Here is a 16,873-nt window from a genome sequence, read left to right on the forward strand (position 1 = left end):
CCTGGAGACCGTCCACCCCGGGTGCCGGACGATGCCGTCGACCGAGCGTCCCTTCACGCGTCCGCGTACTTCGTGTCGGCCGCCGGGTCCAGGGCGAGGCGGTAGCCGCGTTTGACCACCGTCTGGATCAGCTTCGGGGTGCCCAGCGAGGTGCGGAGGCGGGCCATCGCGGTCTCCACCGCGTGCTCGTCGCGTCCCGCGCCGGGCAGCGCGCGCAGCAGGTCCGCGCGCGCCACGACCCACCCCGGCCGCCGGGACAGCGCCCGCAGCAGGGACATGCCGGCCGGCGGCACGGGCCGCAGACAGCCGTCGACCAGCACCGCGTGCCCCCGGATCTCCACCCGGTGCCCGGCGACCGGCAGGGCCCGGGCCCGCGCCGGCAGTTCCTGGCACAGCAGTTGCACCAGCGGGCCGAGCCGGAACCGCTCGGGCTGCACGGTGTCCACCCCGTGCGCCTGGAGCGGCAGCGCGGTGACCGGACCCACGCAGGCCGGCAGCACGTCGTGGTGGAGGGCGGCCAGCAGCTCGGACAGCAGCCCCCGCTCCTCCGCCCGCGACAGCAGCGAGGCGGCGGCGGGCGCGCTGGTGAAGGTGACCGCGTCCAGCCCGCGGGCGACGGTCGCGTCGATCAGCCGGTCCAGCGGGGAGAGGTCCTCGGGGGGCATCCACCGGTACACCGGCACGCCCACCACCTCCGCTCCCCCGGCCCGCAGCGCCTCCACGAACCCCGGCAGCGGCTCCCCGTGCAGCTGTACGGCGACCCTGCGCCCCTCGACGCCCTCCTCCAGCAGCCGGTCGAGCACCTCCGCCATGGACTCGCTCGACGGCGACCAGTGCTCCGTCAGTCCCGCGGCGCGGATCGCGCCCTTGACCTTGGGCCCGCGGGCCAGCAGCTCGACGTCCCGCAGCCGGGCGAGGAGCCGCTCGCCGAGGCCCCAGCCGTCGGCGGCCTCCACCCAGCCCCGAAAGCCGATGGCCGTGGTGGCGACGACGACGTCCGGCGCCTGGTCGAGGAGGTTCTCGGTGGCGGCGAGCAGTTCGCCGTCGTCGGCGAGCGGCACGATCCGCAGGGCGGGCGCGTGCAGCACCGCCGCGCCGCGCCGCTGGAGCAGCGCTCCGAGCTCGTCGGCCCGGCGCGCGGCGGTGACGCCGACGGTGAACCCGGCGAGGGGCCCGTGCCCTTCCGCGTCCCGGCCGTCGCCGCCCTGTTTCGGTCCCTGCTGTTGCTGCTCGTACATAACTCTCGTCCCGCGCTCGAGTCGAAGCACCTACACGAGGTGGTGTCTCACCTGCATGCCGAGCGAGCCTGTCAACGGCGCGTGACAGGCTCGGTTCGGCTACATGTCGCCAGTGTTACGTCACACCTCGGCGTAACTGAGCTGGGGCTTCGCCCCGGAGGAGGCGCCGGAGGCGGTGATCCGCCCGGCCGGGCGGCGAAGGTATACGGCCCAAGTGACCATGAAGCAGACGGCGTAGAAGGCGAGGAAGGCGACGAACGCGCCGGTCCCCGAGCCGTAGGAGAGGAAGGACTGCCGGAAGGCCATGTTGATGCCTACGCCGCCGAGCGCGCCGACCGCCCCGATGAGGCCCATGGAGGCGCCGGAGAGCCGGCGTCCGTAGGCGGCCGCCTCTTCGCCGACGAGCCCCTTGGCGAGGGCCTTCGCCTGGAAGATGCCGGGGATCATCTTGTACGTCGAGCCGTTGCCGAGTCCGCTGAGCACGAAGAGCACCACGAACACGGCGACGAAGAGCCCCAGCGACTTCTGCATGCTGGCGAAGATCAGGACGGCGGTGGCTGCGGCCATGCCGACGTAGTTGTAGAGGGTGATGCGGGCGCCGCCGTAGCGGTCGGCGAGCCAGCCGCCGACAGGGCGGATCAGGGAGCCGAGGAGCGGGCCGATGAAGGTGAGGTAGGCCGCCTGGAGCGGCGTACGGCCGAACTGGTTGGTGAGGACCTGCCCGAAGGCGAACGAGTATCCGATGAACGACCCGAACGTGCCGACGTAGAGGAAGGACATGATCCAGGTGTGGGCGTCCTTCGCGGAGTCGATCGCGGCGCCGGTGTCGTTGGTGACGGACGCGAGGTTGTCCATGCGGAGCGCGGCCAGGGTCGCGGCGACGACGATCAGCGGGATGTAGATCCCGAGCAGCACGCGCGGGCCGCCGCCGGCGCCGATGACGGCGAGGCCGGCCAGCTGGAGGACCGGCACGCCGATGTTGCCGCCGCCGGCGTTGAGGCCGAGCGCCCAGCCCTTCTTGCGGAGCGGGAAGAAGGCGTTGATGTTGGTCATGGAGGAGGCGAAATTGCCGCCGCCGATGCCCGCGAGCAGGCCGACGATGAGGAACGTGCCGAACGACGTCCCCGGCTTCATCACCGCGAAGGCGGCGACCGTGGGCACGAGCAGCAGGCCCGCCGAGACGATCGTCCAGTTGCGGCCGCCGAAGACGGCGACGGCGAAGGTGTACGGCACCCGGACGACGGCCCCGACCAGCGTGACCATCGACGTCAGCAGGAACTTGTCGGCCGGGGTCAGCCCGTACTCCGGGCCCATGAAGAGCACCAGCACGGACCACATGGTCCAGACGGAGAACCCGATGTGCTCGGAGAAGACGGAGTAGAGGAGGTTGCGGCGGGCGACCTTCTCGCCGGTGGCCTTCCAGAAGCCCTCGTCCTCCGGATCCCACTGCTCGATCCAGCGGCCCCCTCGCTTCGGGGAGGGTGCTGAGGATTTCTGGGCTGCGGGACCTGTCCCGACGGTCGTCATGGCGCCTCCACGTGCTCCGGGGCTCGGGTGCTTCGGGGAACTGGTCCCGAAGGTAGGCAGCACGCGTTTCCGCCCTGTGCCCACGAGTGACCGCAAGGGAACGTTGCTCTCACCTCGCCGGGTGGCGAGATGAGAGGTCCTGTTCGGCCGGGCGGTTCGTGGAACCGGCGTTCGGTTTCACCGGGACCGGTGGGCGCCCGGGTCGCCGGTCGGCCACAGGCGGGGGGTGCGGGAGGCCGCCAGGTCCTCCGTCCAGCCGAAGCAGAGCACGCACAAGGCGGTCAGAAGCCAGACCAGGGGGAGTTGGGGCCAAGGGCTCTGCAAAAGCCAGGCGGCGTGCGTCTCCAGGGCCGGGACGTCCCACAGGTGGTCCCACAGGGACTCCGCCAGGACGATGCACACGTTGTGCCACAAGTAGATCGTCACCGCGCGGGAGTTGAGCAGCGTGATCAGGCCGTCCCAGCGGCGCAGCCGGCGGGGCCACTCCTGCCAGGCGGGGCTGATGTGCAGCAGGATCAGCACCGTCGCGAAGGACCACAGGGACTGGGCGAACGGCATGTCGTCCAGGTCGTGGCCCTGCCGCAGCCCGTCGGACAGGGCGTGCCAGAGGCCGGCGGCGCCGACCGCAGGGGCGAGGGAGAGCACCGCGTACCGGGGGACGCGGCGCAGCACGCCCTGCTGGTGGGCCATGCCCAGCAGCCAGCACGCGCCGAACGCGCCCATGTCGCTGAGCACCGACTCCACCCGCCAGTACGGCACGGACAGCGGCCCGTACTCCAGCGCCGCCGACAGCGCGATCGGCGCGAGGACCGTCGGCCAGGGCGCGGCGCGCAGGGCGCGCAGCATCAGGGGGGAGAGGAAGACGAACCAGAGGTAGGCGCGCAGGTACCACAGGGGCACGCCGATCGCCGTCGTCCACTCCGCCCCGAGCAGGCCGTGGACGCCGGGCAGCCCTTCGCCGTAGGGCGGGTCGCTCAGCGGAAGGATCCAGAAGCCGAGGTGCAGCCACCAGCCGACGGGGTGGGCCTCGCCGTCGTCGGGGCCCCAGCCGCCCAGCAGCATCCCGGTCACGCCGATCGCCCCCAGCAGCCACAGCGGCGGCAGGAGGCGGCGGACGCGGCCCCGGACGACGGCGGGCGCGGGGCGCTTGGCCAGGGAGCGGGCCATGAGGTTGCCGGCCAGGGCGAACATCACGCCCATGGAGGGGAAGACGACGGGCAGCCAGGCCCAGCCCATGAGGTGGTAGAAGACGACGCGGAAGAGGGCGATCGCGCGGAGCAGGTCGAAGTAGCGGTCCCGGCCGCGCGGGCGGGGACCGGCCGGCGGGGGCGCGGGAGGCGGGTCCTGTGCCGTGACCGCGCCGGCGGGCGGGGCGGACGGCCCTGTCGCCGGCGGGTGCGGGTCCGGGTCGGGCGGCCCCGGCCGGCCCCTCCGCGTCGCCGCGTGCCGGCTTCGGCCCGGCCGGGCCTCGGAGGCCGTCGCGCCGGGCGGGGCGTCGGGGGGCTGCGGGGGCATCAGGCCGCTCCCCTCTCCATGGCCGGCTCGCCCGGCGGCGCGGCGACCTGCCCCTTGCGGCGCAGCTTCTGCCAGCGCAGCCGGCCGCCGGTGAGCGCCGTGATCCAGGACTGGAGCAGCACGATGTACATCAGCTGGCGGTAGATGAGCTGCTGGAGCGGCAGGGAGACCAGCGGCGTCAGGCGCTCGCGGTCAAGGGCGAACGCGTACGCGGCGCAGGCCGCCTGGACCGCGAGGACGCCGAACCAGGCCGCGATCGTCTTGCCGGTCGGGCCGAACAGCAGGCCGTAGACGAGGAACAGGTCGATCAGCGGGGCGAGCAGCGGGGCCACGACCATGAAGAGCGAGACGAGGGGCAGCCCGACCCTGCCGAAGCGGCCGGAGGGGCCCCGCTCCACCAGGGCGCGGCGGTGCTTCCAGATCGCCTGCATGGTGCCGTAACACCAGCGGTAGCGCTGGGACCACAGCTGCTGGATCGACTCCGGGGCCTCGGTCCAGGCGCGCGCCTTCTCCGCGTAGACCACCTTCCAGCCGTCGCGGTGCATGGCCATGGTGATGTCGGTGTCCTCGGCGAGGGTGTCGTCGCTCATGCCGCCGACGCGGTTGAGGGCCGTGCGGCGGAAGGCGCCGACCGCGCCGGGGATGGTGGGCATGCAGCGCAGGACGTCGTACATACGGCGGTCCAGGTTGAAGCCCATCACGTACTCGATGTGCTGCCAGGCGCCGATGAGCTTGTTCTTGTTGCCGACCTTGGCGTTGCCGGCGACGGCGCCCACCTCGGGGTCGGCGAACGGCTGGACGAGTTCGCGGACGGTGGACGGCTCGAAGACGGTGTCCCCGTCCATCATCACGATGATGTCGTGCCGGGCGTTGGCGATGCCCCGGTTGAGCGCGGCCGGCTTGCCCGCGTTGACCTGGCGGACGACGCGTACGCCGGGCAGGCCGAGGTCCTCGACGATGCGGGCGGTGCCGTCCGCCGAGCCGTCGTCGATGACCAGGATCTCGACCGGGTGGTCGCTCTTGACCAGCGAACGGACCGTGTTCTCGATGCACTTGGCCTCGTTGTACGCCGGGACGAGGACCGACACCGGTTCGGTGACCGGTGCGTCGGGGCCCCAGACGAAGTCGCGGCGGCGGGTGCGGCGGGTGTGGATCGCGGACAGCAGCAGCATCAGGCCGAAGCGGGCGAAGACGAGGAAGCCGATGACCGCGAGACCGACGACGAGGACGCCCGTGAGGTCGTCGGCCGCGCCGACCAGGGCGGTCCAGGCGCGGCCCTTCCACAGGTCGAGGCCGGCGACGGCGGTGTGCGCGCTCGGGGCGTCGAGCGCCTCGGTGAGGTTGTCGAACCGGTAGCCCTGGCTCTTGAGTTGGGGCAGGTAGACGTCGAGCGCCCGTACCGTCTGGCTGCGTTCGCCGCCGGAGTCGTGCATGAGGACGATCGCGCCCTTGCCCTCGGTCGGCGTGGAGTTGCGGATGATCTGCTCGACGCCGGGCCTGCGCCAGTCCTCGCTGTCGGATCCGGTGAGGACGGTGAGGTAGCCGCGGCTGCCGACGTACTCGGTCACCGGCCAGGAGCTGTCGTCGAGGGCGGAGGCGCTGGAGGAGTACGGCGGGCGGAACAGCGAGGTGCGGATGCCTGCGGCGCCGGCGAGGGCGAGCTGGTTCTGGGTCAGCTCCCAGTCGATGCGCTTCTTCGACTGGTAGGAGAGGTCGGGGTGGTTGAAGGTGTGCAGGCCGATCTCGTGGCCCTCGTCCACCATCCGCTTGACGAGTTCGGGATACCGGGAGGCCATGGTGCCGGTGATGAAGAAGACGGCGTGCGCGTGGTGCTTCTTCAGCACGTCGAGGACCTTCGGCGTCCAGCGCGGGTCGGGGCCGTCGTCGAAGGTGAGGACGATCCGGCGGTCCGGCACGTCCATGCTGGTCGGCTGTTCGCCGCGGGTGTCGACGACCGGACCGCCCTCCAGGATCTTCCGGGGGACGTGGTCTGCGGCGGCCTCGCTGCGGATGCGGTGGTCGGCGAGGACCTCGCTGTGCACGTAGCCGCGCAGCATCAGCATCGCCATCATCGCGACGAGGACGAGGAGCGGGAGCAGGTGGCGCAGGCGCAGGGGCGGAAGCAGTCGCCGCCGGGCAGCGGCGGCCCGGCTGTCGCCGTCGGCGGCCCGCCCGCCCGGTATCCGGCGGCCGCGCGACCGCCGTGGGGCGGAGCGCTGCGCGGCGCGCGGCGCGGAACGCCGCGCGGAGCGGTGGCCGCCACTCGAACGGCGGTCGCCGTCGGTGTGGTGGTCGTCGGGTGTGTCCGGTGCGTCGTCGGGCGAGGGAGCGGAGGGGACGGACTGGGCCGGGTGACCGGCGGACCGTCGGGTCGCACGCCGGCCGGTGTGGGATGCCATGAGGGGGACGTTCTCCGGGGATCAGAGTCAGACGGCGAGGCCGCCGGGGACGGCGACGGAGCGGGGAGCGGACGGGAGCGCGGCGGTCGTCGAGCCGGGGAGGACCGCGAGGACGGGCACGGTGGCTGCCGAGCCGGGGACGGTCGAGTGGAGCCCCGCGGCGGAGACCGGGCCGGGTGTCAGCGTCCGGGGCGGCCCGGTGACGGCCGGCGGGACGAGTGCCGTCATGGCGCCGGTGGCCGGCAGGGCGGCGGACGACGCCGTGGTGTGCGTCGTCGAGGTGTCGTGGGCCGGCGCCGGCTGAGGGGCGCCGCCCGCCACCGTGGTTCCCGCGCCTCCCGCCGGCGAGGGCGAGGCGTCGGGCGAGGGCGAGGTGCTGGGCGAGGGCGACGGGGGCGGCGCGGAGGACGCGGCCGGGCTGCTCGGCGCCTGGAGCGACGGCTCGCGGCTGGAGGCCTCCGGGCTGGGCCGCAGGAGGGAGGCGCTCGCCGAGGGCCCCGGGGAGGCGGACGCGCTCGGTGGGGCGGCGCTCCCCCGTGCACTGGGCGACGCGCTCGCGGCCGGGGGCGCCGACGCGGCGCCGGAGGCGGTGCTTCCGGGGCGGTCGGGCGCCGGTTCCTCCGGGTCGCTCGTGCCGTCGGACGACGCCGAGGGCTGCGGGCCGGTGTCCACCTGACTGGCCGGCTCCTCGTCCTTCGGGCCCGGCACCGGCAGCCAGGGCGCGCTGGAGTTGCCCGACAGGAGCGTGCCGACGATGACGACGGCGTAGGCGGCGCAGGCGAGTCCGACGGCGATGCCGATGCGGCGGAAGGTGCGGCTGCGGCGGCCTGACTCGTCGACGAAGACGGGCACCTCGGAGGCGTCCTGCCCGTTGCCGGGCGGGGAGTCGAGCTGGACGGTCACCTCGTCAGGGTCGTGGTCGTCGTCGCCGTCCGCTCCGCCGGCCTCGTCCGCGACACCGGTGAGGCCGCTGAGGCCGGTGGGGCCCGCGCTCGACGCGCCGGAGCCGCCGCCCAGGACGCCGGACGTCTCCCCGGCGCTCTCTGCCCAGGGATCCCGGAGCCCACCGCTCAACCGTTCATTTTCGGAAAGGTTGTTCGAGAGTGACGGCGTCCCGGTTTCGAGTGGATTACCCGGTAATGCCCGGCAGCCGCCGCCGGCGGAAAGCTCCGGGTAGGGCGACCGCGCGCTCCCCTCCGTGACACCTCTCGACGACCACCGCACGGATCCGGGAAGCGCCTGAGCGCTTCCTTCCGTCATCGGTACGTTTCCGGTCGGCGACGCCGCTTCCGGCCACTCCGGAAAGGCGTCTTCCAGCCATTTGCTCACGTGTGCGATTCCCCCCATGGGACACCACGGGTCTGTACCGGGCGCGTCTACGACGGCGAGCACATGCCGCGAATCCGGACCCCCACCCGGTCAACACGCCCCATTTACCCGGACTTTGCTCAGGTCGACGAATCTAGCGCAGACGTGCTTCCGATGTTCACGTTGTCGCATTTATGCTCAGAGGTCATGTTCATGCCTATGTCCGAAATCGATCCCCGGACCGGCCGTATGATCCAGGACGCCACGAACCCGAGTTCGAGCCCCGTCCGGCGCAACATGTTGAGCGCCGAACGGACCAGCCCCTTTCGCCACACCGGCGACACGGGGGTCGACACGACCGGCTCGACGAGCGGTCTCACCACCGTTTGAGGCATGGCCGGAAAGTCGACTACACCGAGAATCGGATTACGGGCTTTTGTCATGATGGGCCGGAATTCCTCGCAACCGGCATGTGTCGCCGGCGGCCGGGTTCGCCGTCCCGGCGGCGTCCGTGACGACCCTGCCGCTGTCGCTCAAAACGACGAAAGCCCCGCTGCTCGAGAGCAGCGGGGCTTCGCCCACATGGGATGAGTGGAGATGGCGGGAATCGAACCCGCGTCCAACGGTGCGGAAACAGGGCTTCTCCGTGTGCAGTTCGCTACGATTTTCTCGGCCCCGGCGATCACGCGAACAAGTCGCCGACGGGCCCAGTCACTGTTTGGTTTCCCTCTTCACCCCGTGACCGGGATCAAGGTTTAGTCCCCTAGCTGATGCCAGGATCCGGGTCGGGAACACCCCCGGGCTGACACTCCCATCAGAGAGCAGACGCTGTCGCTACCTGAGATCAGGCGGCGAGAGCGAAGTGCTCGGGAGAATCGCTCTTGGAATTGGCGATTATTTTTTTCGGCCTGTGGTTTACGAGATCATGGCCGCTTCCTCGACACGCTTCCCCTGCTTCGACAACCGCTGTCGAAACCGATCATCCCCATGTTGTTTTTTCAACCCCTCCGAGGAGGGAAGCGCACCCGCTGTGGGGTGCAGAACCCATCGTACGTGACCGACGCACGCCGATGCCAGCGCATTACTACGCGCCCCGCTGCCGCCGCTTCGCCGCCGCGATCGCGCGGTCCGTGTCCCGGCGGTCCTGCTTCTCCCGCAGGGTCTGGCGCTTGTCGTACTCCTTCTTGCCGCGCGCCAGCGCGATCTCGGCCTTTGCCCGGCCGTCCTTGAAGTAGAGGGCGAGCGGCACGATCGTGTGCCCCGTCTCCTCGGACTTCACCGCGAGCTTGTCGATCTCCTCGCGGTGCAGCAGCAGCTTGCGCTTGCGGCGCACGGAGTGGTTGGTCCAGGTGCCCTGGAAGTACTCCGGGATGTGGGCGTTGTGCAGCCAGGCCTCGCCGTCGTCGATCTGGACGAAGCCGTCGGCCAGCGAGGCCCGGCCCTGGCGCAGCGACTTCACCTCGGTGCCGGTGAGCACGATCCCGGCCTCGTAGACGTCGATGATCGCGTAGTCGTGCCGGGCCTTCTTGTTCTGCGCGACGATCTTGCGCTTGCCGTCCTTGGCCTTGCCCTCGGCCGGCTTGCCCTGCTTCGGCTGGGACTCTTTCGGTACGTACATTCCCTTGCTCATAGTGCGGCCATTTTCGCACCAGGAGGGGGCCGGGGGGAAAGCCGATTACGAGGTTCGCGACGGGAGCACGCGAGCCGACCGGCCCGCCCGGACCGCCGGCCCGCTCACGCCGTGTCGCCGAGCCCGTCCAGGACGCTCTCCGCGCGCTCCAGCGCGCCCTCGTCCGCCTCCAGGTCCGGGGTGACGCCCTGGCCGTCGACGCTGCGGCCGGACGGGGTGCGGTAGTGACCCACGGTCAGCTCGGCGACGGAGCCGTCGGGCAGCCTGCTCGGCATCTGCACCGAGCCCTTGCCGAAGGTGCGCGAGCCGACGACGACCGCGCGGCCCCGGTCCTTCAGGGCGCCGGTGAGCAGCTCGGCCGCGCTCATGGTGCCGCCGTCGACGAGCGTGACCAGGGGCCTGCCCGTGTCGCCGCCGGGCTCGGCGTGCAGGACGCGCTGGTCGCCCTCGACGTCATAGGTGGCGACGAGACCGCCGTCGAGGAAGACGGAGGCGGTGGAGACGGCCTCGGTGACCAGGCCGCCGGAGTTGCCCCGCAGGTCCAGGACGATCCCGTCGTCGCCGGGGGCCGCACGGACGGCGGTGCGGACGCTGTCGCCGACGCCCTTGGTGAACGCGGCGATCGTGATGACGGTGACGCCGTCGGCGAGCCGGCGGACGGTGACCGAGTCGGTGGACAGGCGGGTCCGGCGCAGCGTCTCGGTCCACGCGCGTGTGCCGCGTTCCAGACCGAGCCGGACGGTGGTGCCGGCGGGCGCGTCCAGGGCGTCGCCGCGCAGTAACGAGACGACGTCGGTGACCGGCCGTCCCTCGACGTTGGTGCCGTCCACACTGCTCAGCCGGTCCCCCGCGCGGATCCCCGCGGCGGCGGCGGGCGACCCGGACCGCACCTCGGTGATCTCGATCCGGCCGTCCCGCTCGCGCCGCGCCTCCAGGCCGACGCCGGTGTACCGGCCGTCGAGGGACTGCGCGAACTCCTCGTACTCGCCCTCGGAGTACACCGCCGCCCACCGGTCCCCGCTGCGGCTCACGGCGCGCTCGGCGGCCTCCAGGGGCGACTTGCCGTCGGCCATCGCCTCCTCGGCGGCCCGGGTCACCGCTTCGGGGCGGCTGGAGAGCGTCGCCGTCGTACGCCCTTCGCCGACCGCCGACTCCCGGCCGCCGCGCAGTTCACCCGGCAGCGAGCCGGTCGCCGCCCCCGCGGCGACCACGCCGGCGAACACCAACGTCAGGGCGACTCCCCGGCCGAGGCGACGGGACGGACAGAACGGGTCATGGCCTGACATGGCCGTGAGTCTAGGGGAACGCGAAGGGGCCGTACGTTCGCTTGACCGTACGACCCCGTTGGCGTGCGTCACACCTTCAGGTACTTGCGCAGAGCGACGAAGGCGGCAAGGGCGGGGATCAGCACGCTCGCCGCCAGGATGAGCGGCAGCTTGGTCAACACGGCGTCCCAGCCGACGAAGTTGATGAGGGTCAGCTTCTGCGACAGCGCCATGCCGTGGTCGATCGTGAAGTACCGCCCGACCACGAGGAAGGTGCACGCGAGGGACCCTCCGATCAGTCCGGCGACCGCGGCCTCGGCGATGAACGGGGCCTGGATGTAGAAGCCGGACGCGCCCACCAGGCGCATGATGCCGGTCTCCCGCCTGCGGCTGAACGCCGAGACGCGCACGGTGTTGACGATCAGCAGCAGGGCGACGATCAGCATGAGCGCCATGACGCCGAGCGCGGCCCGGTTCATCAGGTTCAGCATCGTGAACAGGCTGTCCAGGATGCCCTTCTGGTCCTGCACCGACTGCACGCCTTCCCGGCCGTCGAAGGCGGTGGCGATGACCTGGTACTTCTCCGGGTCCTTCAGTTTGATGCGGTACGACTCCTGCATCTGGTCCGGCGTCAGCGAGGCGGCGAGCGGCGAGTCGCCGAACTGCTCCTTGTAGTGCTTGTACGCCTGGTCCTGGGTCTCGTACGTGACCGTGTCGACGACCGGCATCTTGTCGAGGTCCGACTTGATCCGCTTCTTCTGGTCCTCGGTGACCGCGCCCTTGGCGCAGTTGGGGTCGGACGCGGCGTCACTCTTGTTGCAGAGGAAGATCGAGACGTTGACCTTGTCGTACCAGTAGCCCTTCATCGTGCTGACCTGGTCGCTCATCAGGAGCGACCCGCCGAACAGGGCGAGCGACAGGGCGACGGAGACGATGACGGCGAACGTCATCGTCAGGTTGCGACGGAGACCGACACCGATCTCGGACAGTACGAACTGGGCGCGCATGGCGGGTTCTTCGGGCCTTTCCGTGGACGGTCGCGGTCAGTGCTGGTAGCCGTAGACGCCGCGTGCCTGGTCGCGGACGAGGCGGCCCTTCTCCAGCTCGATGACGCGCTTGCGCATCTGGTCCACGATGTTCTGGTCGTGCGTGGCCATGACGACGGTCGTGCCGGTGCGGTTGATCCGGTCGAGCAGCTTCATGATGCCGACGGAGGTCTGCGGGTCGAGGTTGCCGGTGGGCTCGTCCGCGATCAGCAGTTTGGGCCGGTTCACGAACGCGCGCGCGATGGCGACGCGCTGCTGCTCACCGCCGGACAGCTCGCCCGGCATCCGCTCCTCCTTGCCGCCGAGGCCGACGAGGTCGAGCACCTGCGGAACGGACTTGCGGATCTCGCCGCGGGACTTGCCGATCACCTCCTGCGCGAAGGCGACGTTCTCCGCCACCGTCTTGTTCGGCAGCAGGCGGAAGTCCTGGAACACCGTGCCCAGCTGGCGGCGCATCTGCGGCACCTTCCAGTTGGACAGGCGCGCGAGGTCCTTGCCCAGCACGTGCACCTGGCCGTGGCTGCACCGCTCCTCGCGGAGGACGAGCCGCAGGAAGGTGGACTTGCCGGAGCCCGAGGACCCCACCAGGAACACGAACTCGCCCTTCTCCACTTCGAGGGAGACATCCCTGAGTGCGGGGCGGGTCTGCTTGGGGTAGACCTTGGACACGTTGTCGAATCGGATCACGGGTGCACCACGGGTCGCCGGGGGTAGATGAGCGTGACCTTACGCGAACCGGGTACGCGCGCGCAGGCACCGGTTGCGGTTGCGCGGGGGTTGTGCCCTTTTGTACGGGCGACGCTCTTCCCGAGCGCCCGCGCGGGGGCCCGGGGAACCTGGCACAGTGGTGGGGGGAACGTTCGCGCCCGCGCGAGCGTTGTGTCTGTGGAACCGGTGCAAGGAGGGCGAGCGCATGACGTACGACCGGCTGGTGTGCGCTAACTGCGCCGCGCCCGTGAGCGAGGGCCGGTGCCCTGTGTGCCGTGCGAACCGCGAGCGGCTGCAGCAGGACAACTTCTTCGCGGGCCTGAACCCGATGGCGCTGATCGCGCTGCTGGCGGTGCTGGTCGCGGCGGTGGCGCTGCTGGCCCACCAGACCGCCTAGGCCGGCGGCCGGGCCACCGCGGAAACCCTCAGAACGAGACCTCAGGACGCCCGAGAGGCCCGGAGCTGCGAGCTCCGGGCCTCTCGGTGTGCGCGCTTACGGTGCGTGCGGGTGCGGCTGCCGTCAGGCGGCCGCGCCGCCGCGGCCCTCGACGAGGCGCGGCAGCACACGGAAGCCGATGCCGCCGGCGATCATCGTCGCGGCGCCGAGGATCATGAACGTGGTCTCCCCGGCACCGGTCTCGGCCAGCTCCTTGCCACCGCCCTGGGCGGAGGCGTCGGAGACGGTGTCCGAGGTGTCGGTCAGCGCGGAGGTGCCGGCGTCCTGCGGAGAGGTGTTGTTGCCACCGTCGGGGGTGGTGCCGGGACCTCCGGTGGTGGAGCCGCCGGTGACGGAACCGCCGGTGGTGTCGTTGCCACCGTCGGTCGAACCGTTGGTACCGGTGCCGGTGGTGCCGGTCGTACCCGTAGTACCGGTGGTGCCCGTCGTACCCGTGGTGCCGGTGGTACCAGTCGTGCCCGTGGTCCCCGTGGTACCGGTAGTACCCGTGGTGCCGGTCGTACCCGTGGTGCCGGTAGTACCGGTCGTACCCGTAGTACCCGTAGTACCGGTCGTACCCGTGGTGCCCGTAGTACCGGTGGTGCCAGTCGTGCCGGTGGTGCCCGTGGTACCGGTCGTACCCGTAGTGCCCGTCTCACCAGTCGTACCGGTGGTGCCGGTCGTACCCGTGGTACCAGTGGTGCCCGTCTCACCGGTCGTACCCGTCGTGCCGGTCGTACCCGTCGTGCCGGTGGCGCCACCCGGGTCGGGGCACTCCGGGCCCGTGCTGACGTCGCAGGGGTCCGGCTCACCCGGGTCGCCCGGGTTGTGCGGGTTCCGGTCGCCCTTGCCCGTGATCGTCTCCACCAGGTTGCTCGTGCCACCCTCGTTGCCGGTGGCGGAGGCGACGCCCGCGACGGTCAGCGAGGCGCCCGCGGCGATCACGGCGCCGGCGGCTATGCGCGCGACCCGGATCCGCGTCTTCTTGGTCATATGGTTGCTACCCCCAGTAGCCGAATCGTGAATGAGGCAGCGACGGGGCGGTGATCGACGGGGGCAGCTGAGTCGTTCGCCAAGTCCCCCGGTTCACATGCGCCCCAGAGATACGCATGCCACGCTTCACCCTTCCGAGTTTTCAAACCAACGTCAAGGCCGTTGCGCACGCAATGTCCAAGACGGCCCGCTATGCCGGAAGTTGAAGACTGTGAGTGTGACCTAAAAGGCAACCGCCCCTGCTCGAGGGGCGGTTGCCTTGTCGACAAACCTACTTCTCCTGCTGCTTGCGCCAGCGAATCCCGGCCTCCAGGAACCCTTCGATCTCACCGTTGAACACGGCCTCGGGGTTGCCGACCTCGAACTCGGTGCGCAGGTCCTTGACCATCTGGTACGGGTGCAGGACGTACGAACGCATCTGGTTGCCCCAGGAGTTGCCGCCGTCGCCCTTGAGGGCGTTCATCTTCTCCTGCTCCTCCTGGCGGCGCCGCTCGAGCAGCTTGGCCTGGAGGACGTTCATCGCGGTCGCCTTGTTCTGGATCTGCGACCGCTCGTTCTGGCAGGAGACCACGATGCCGGTGGGCAGGTGGGTCAGACGCACCGCGGAGTCGGTGGTGTTGACGCCCTGGCCGCCGGGCCCGGAGGACCGGTAGACGTCGACCCGCAGCTCGGACTCGTCGATCTCGATGTGGTCGGTCTGCTCGACCACGGGAAGCACCTCGACGCCCGCGAAGGAGGTCTGGCGGCGGCCCTGGTTGTCGAAGGGCGAGATGCGCACCAGACGGTGGGTGCCCTGCTCGACGGAGAGGGTTCCGTAGGCGTACGGCACCTGCACGGCGAAGGTGGTCGACTTGATGCCGGCCTCCTCCGCGTACGACGTCTCGTAGATCTCGGTCTTGTAGCCGTGCTGCTCGGCCCAGCGCAGGTACATGCGCTGGAGCTTCTCGGCGAAGTCCGCGGCGTCGACGCCGCCGGCCTCGGCGCGGATGTTGACGAGCGCCTCACGGGCGTCGTACTCGCCGCTGAGCAGCGTGCGGACCTCCATCTCGTCCAGCGCCTTCTTGACGGCGGCGAGTTCGCTCTCGGCCTCGGCACGGGTGTCCGGGTCGTCCTCCTCCTCGGCCATCTCGAACAGCACCGCGAGGTCGTCGATCCGGCCGCGCAGGGCGTCGGCCTTCCTGACCTCGGCCTGGAGGTGGGACAACTTGCTGGTGATCTTCTGCGCTTCGTCCGGGTTGTCCCACAGGGACGGCGCGGCCGCCTGCTCCTCGAGCACGGCGATGTCTGCCCTCAGCTTGTCGAGGTCCAGAACGGCCTCGATCGACTCCATGGTCGAGGAGAGGGACTTGAGCTCTTCGGATACATCGACGACTGCCACGCTCCCAGCGTAACGGCTCCGCCGACCGGGAACGCCGGTGCGGGCGGGTACGCACCCCGGGGGCTCGGCCCCCGGGGACGGGAAGAGGCGTCCGCGATCTCAGGGAGACGCCGGCGCCGAGTTCTTCGTGTCCTGCGGTGCGGCCCCTTCGTCGGAGGTCGCCGCCCATGTGCCCACGCCGATCGCCGCGACCAGCACCAGCGCCGCCACCCCCAGCGTGATGCGCCGCCGCCGCGCCGCCGCGCGGGCACGTGCCGAGCCGGGCCGGGGCGATCCCGCCGTGCGCGGCACCCGCGCCGTCCCGTGCGCTCCGCCGGCGAGCTCGTCGGGCGCGGGCACCCGCATCGAGGTGTGCGTGTCGCGGTTGGAGTCCGGTTTCGCGCCGGGCACGAGCGGCACGGATCCGCGCCGTACCGCCGTGGAGGCCGCGGGCGACGGCTCGGCCTCGTCCGGTTCGCCCCTCGGCTCGTCCTCCGCCGCCTCGGCGTCCGGCTCGTCGACGTCCAGCGGCGGCATCCCGGCCAGCATGGGCAGCTGCTCCCGCAGCCGTGCCGCCAGCTCGGTGGCCCGCAGCCGGGAGGCGGGCGCCTTGGCCAGGCACTGCACGATCAGCTGCCACAGCTCGTCGGGGATGCCCGGCAGCGGCGCGACCGTCTCCGTGACGTGCCGGCGCAGCACCGCGCCCGGGTGCCCGCCCCCGAACGGCGTGAAGCCGGCCAGCAGCTCGTACAGGACCGTGGCCAGCGCGTAGATGTCGACGGAGGCGCGGGGCGGCAGCCCTTCGACGATCTCGGGGGCGAGGTAGTCGGGCGTGCCGATGATCTTCGTGGCGCGGGTGCGCTTGGGGGTGTCGATCAGCTTGGCGACGCCGAAGTCGGTGAGCAGCGCCCGGTGCGAGCCGCCGGGGCCCAGCGGGCCCTGCATGTCGAGCAGGATGTTCTCCGGCTTGACGTCGCGGTGCACGACCCCGGCCGCGTGCGCGACCGCGAGCCCCTCCGCCACGTCCGCGACGATCGCCACCGCGGCCTCGGGCGCGAGCCGGCGCTCCCGGTCCAGCCGGGTGCGCAGATCGGTGCCCCGGACGAGGTCCATGACCAGCGCGAGGTCGTTGCCGTCGACCACCAGGTCCCGTACGGAGACGACGTTGGGGTGTTCCAGGCCGAGCAGGGCGGTGCGCTCCTGCACGAAACGGCCCACCAGCTCCTCGTCGGACGCGAGGTCCTCGCGCAGCAGCTTGACGGCGACGGGGCCGTCCGGTCCCTCGCCGAGCCACACCGTGCCGGCACTGCCGCGTCCCAGGATCTGGTGGGCGGTGTACCGGCTGCCGATCTTCCGTGCCAAGACTGCTCCTACCGACGCGTGTTGCCGACGCTGCGCCCTCCGGGGGCCGTGACATCGACAGCGACAGCGACGACGTCGGCGGCGGGCGC

General features: G+C 71.4%; 13 protein-coding genes and 1 other RNA gene. 1 reads left to right on the forward strand and 13 read right to left on the reverse strand.

The annotated features are described in order from the left end of the window. Window positions 1-53: 53 nt before the first annotated feature. The 10 genes from ACFYXA_RS30100 to ftsE form a co-directional block, all read right to left on the reverse strand. Entirely contained in the window at window positions 54-1,238 is a 1,185-nt protein-coding gene (locus ACFYXA_RS30100) for a uroporphyrinogen-III synthase (protein WP_389038769.1), read from the reverse strand. Window positions 1,239-1,358: 120 nt separating this feature from the next. Then, window positions 1,359-2,765 carry a nitrate/nitrite transporter gene (locus ACFYXA_RS30105; RefSeq protein WP_352252663.1) on the reverse strand — a complete coding sequence of 469 codons (1,407 nt, stop codon included), beginning with the start codon at window positions 2,763-2,765 and terminating at the stop codon, window positions 1,359-1,361. 177 nt (window positions 2,766-2,942) lie between these two features. After that, a complete protein-coding gene (locus ACFYXA_RS30110; protein ID WP_389038773.1) occupies window positions 2,943-4,280 on the reverse strand; it encodes an acyltransferase in 1,338 nt (445 codons plus the stop codon). After that, complete coding sequence (locus ACFYXA_RS30115; RefSeq protein ID WP_389038909.1) at window positions 4,280-6,352, reverse strand: bifunctional polysaccharide deacetylase/glycosyltransferase family 2 protein; 2,073 nt, start codon at window positions 6,350-6,352, stop codon at window positions 4,280-4,282. Before ACFYXA_RS30115 ends, ACFYXA_RS30110 begins: the two co-directional genes overlap by 1 nt. A 354-nt stretch (window positions 6,353-6,706) precedes the next feature. Then, entirely contained in the window at window positions 6,707-7,753 is a 1,047-nt protein-coding gene (locus tag ACFYXA_RS30120) for a hypothetical protein (protein ID WP_389038776.1), read from the reverse strand. Between the two features lie 823 nt (window positions 7,754-8,576). Beyond that, window positions 8,577-8,974: a transfer-messenger RNA gene (ssrA, locus tag ACFYXA_RS30125) on the reverse strand. Between the two features lie 97 nt (window positions 8,975-9,071). Continuing rightward, entirely contained in the window at window positions 9,072-9,605 is a 534-nt protein-coding gene (smpB, locus tag ACFYXA_RS30130; RefSeq protein ID WP_242620632.1) for an SsrA-binding protein SmpB, read from the reverse strand. A gap of 116 nt (window positions 9,606-9,721) precedes the next feature. Beyond that, window positions 9,722-10,903: a S41 family peptidase gene (locus ACFYXA_RS30135; protein ID WP_351099101.1), complete on the reverse strand. Its 1,182-nt coding sequence runs from the start codon at window positions 10,901-10,903 to the stop codon at window positions 9,722-9,724. Between the two features lie 68 nt (window positions 10,904-10,971). Continuing rightward, the gene (gene ftsX / locus ACFYXA_RS30140; RefSeq protein ID WP_351099103.1) at window positions 10,972-11,889 is read right to left on the reverse strand and encodes a permease-like cell division protein FtsX; all 918 of its coding nucleotides are present in this window, start codon (window positions 11,887-11,889) and stop codon (window positions 10,972-10,974) included. Between the two features lie 36 nt (window positions 11,890-11,925). Then, complete coding sequence (gene ftsE, locus ACFYXA_RS30145) at window positions 11,926-12,615, reverse strand: cell division ATP-binding protein FtsE (RefSeq protein WP_130436517.1); 690 nt, start codon at window positions 12,613-12,615, stop codon at window positions 11,926-11,928. 226 nt (window positions 12,616-12,841) lie between these two features. On the opposite strand from ftsE, the gene ACFYXA_RS30150 reads away from it, so the two are divergent. Continuing rightward, window positions 12,842-13,033, forward strand: a complete 192-nt coding sequence (locus ACFYXA_RS30150; protein ID WP_130436516.1) for a hypothetical protein — start codon at window positions 12,842-12,844, stop codon at window positions 13,031-13,033. Window positions 13,034-13,156: 123 nt separating this feature from the next. Here ACFYXA_RS30150 and ACFYXA_RS30155 read toward each other — a convergent pair whose 3' ends face one another. The 3 genes from ACFYXA_RS30155 to ACFYXA_RS30165 all read right to left on the reverse strand — a co-directional run bounded on the left by ACFYXA_RS30155 (window position 13,157) and on the right by ACFYXA_RS30165 (window position 16,784). Next, entirely contained in the window at window positions 13,157-14,065 is a 909-nt protein-coding gene (locus tag ACFYXA_RS30155; RefSeq protein WP_389038788.1) for a hypothetical protein, read from the reverse strand. A gap of 271 nt (window positions 14,066-14,336) precedes the next feature. Continuing rightward, window positions 14,337-15,443, reverse strand: a complete 1,107-nt coding sequence (gene prfB, locus ACFYXA_RS30160; protein WP_130436514.1) for a peptide chain release factor 2 — start codon at window positions 15,441-15,443, stop codon at window positions 14,337-14,339. Between the two features lie 99 nt (window positions 15,444-15,542). Continuing rightward, on the reverse strand, window positions 15,543-16,784 hold the full coding sequence (locus ACFYXA_RS30165; RefSeq protein ID WP_389038791.1) for a serine/threonine-protein kinase: 1,242 nt from the start codon (window positions 16,782-16,784) through the stop codon (window positions 15,543-15,545). Between the last annotated feature and the right edge of the window lie 89 nt (window positions 16,785-16,873).

Source organism: Streptomyces sp. NPDC002566 (genome assembly GCF_042889585.1).
Taxonomy (GTDB): Bacteria; Actinomycetota; Actinomycetes; order Streptomycetales; family Streptomycetaceae; genus Streptomyces.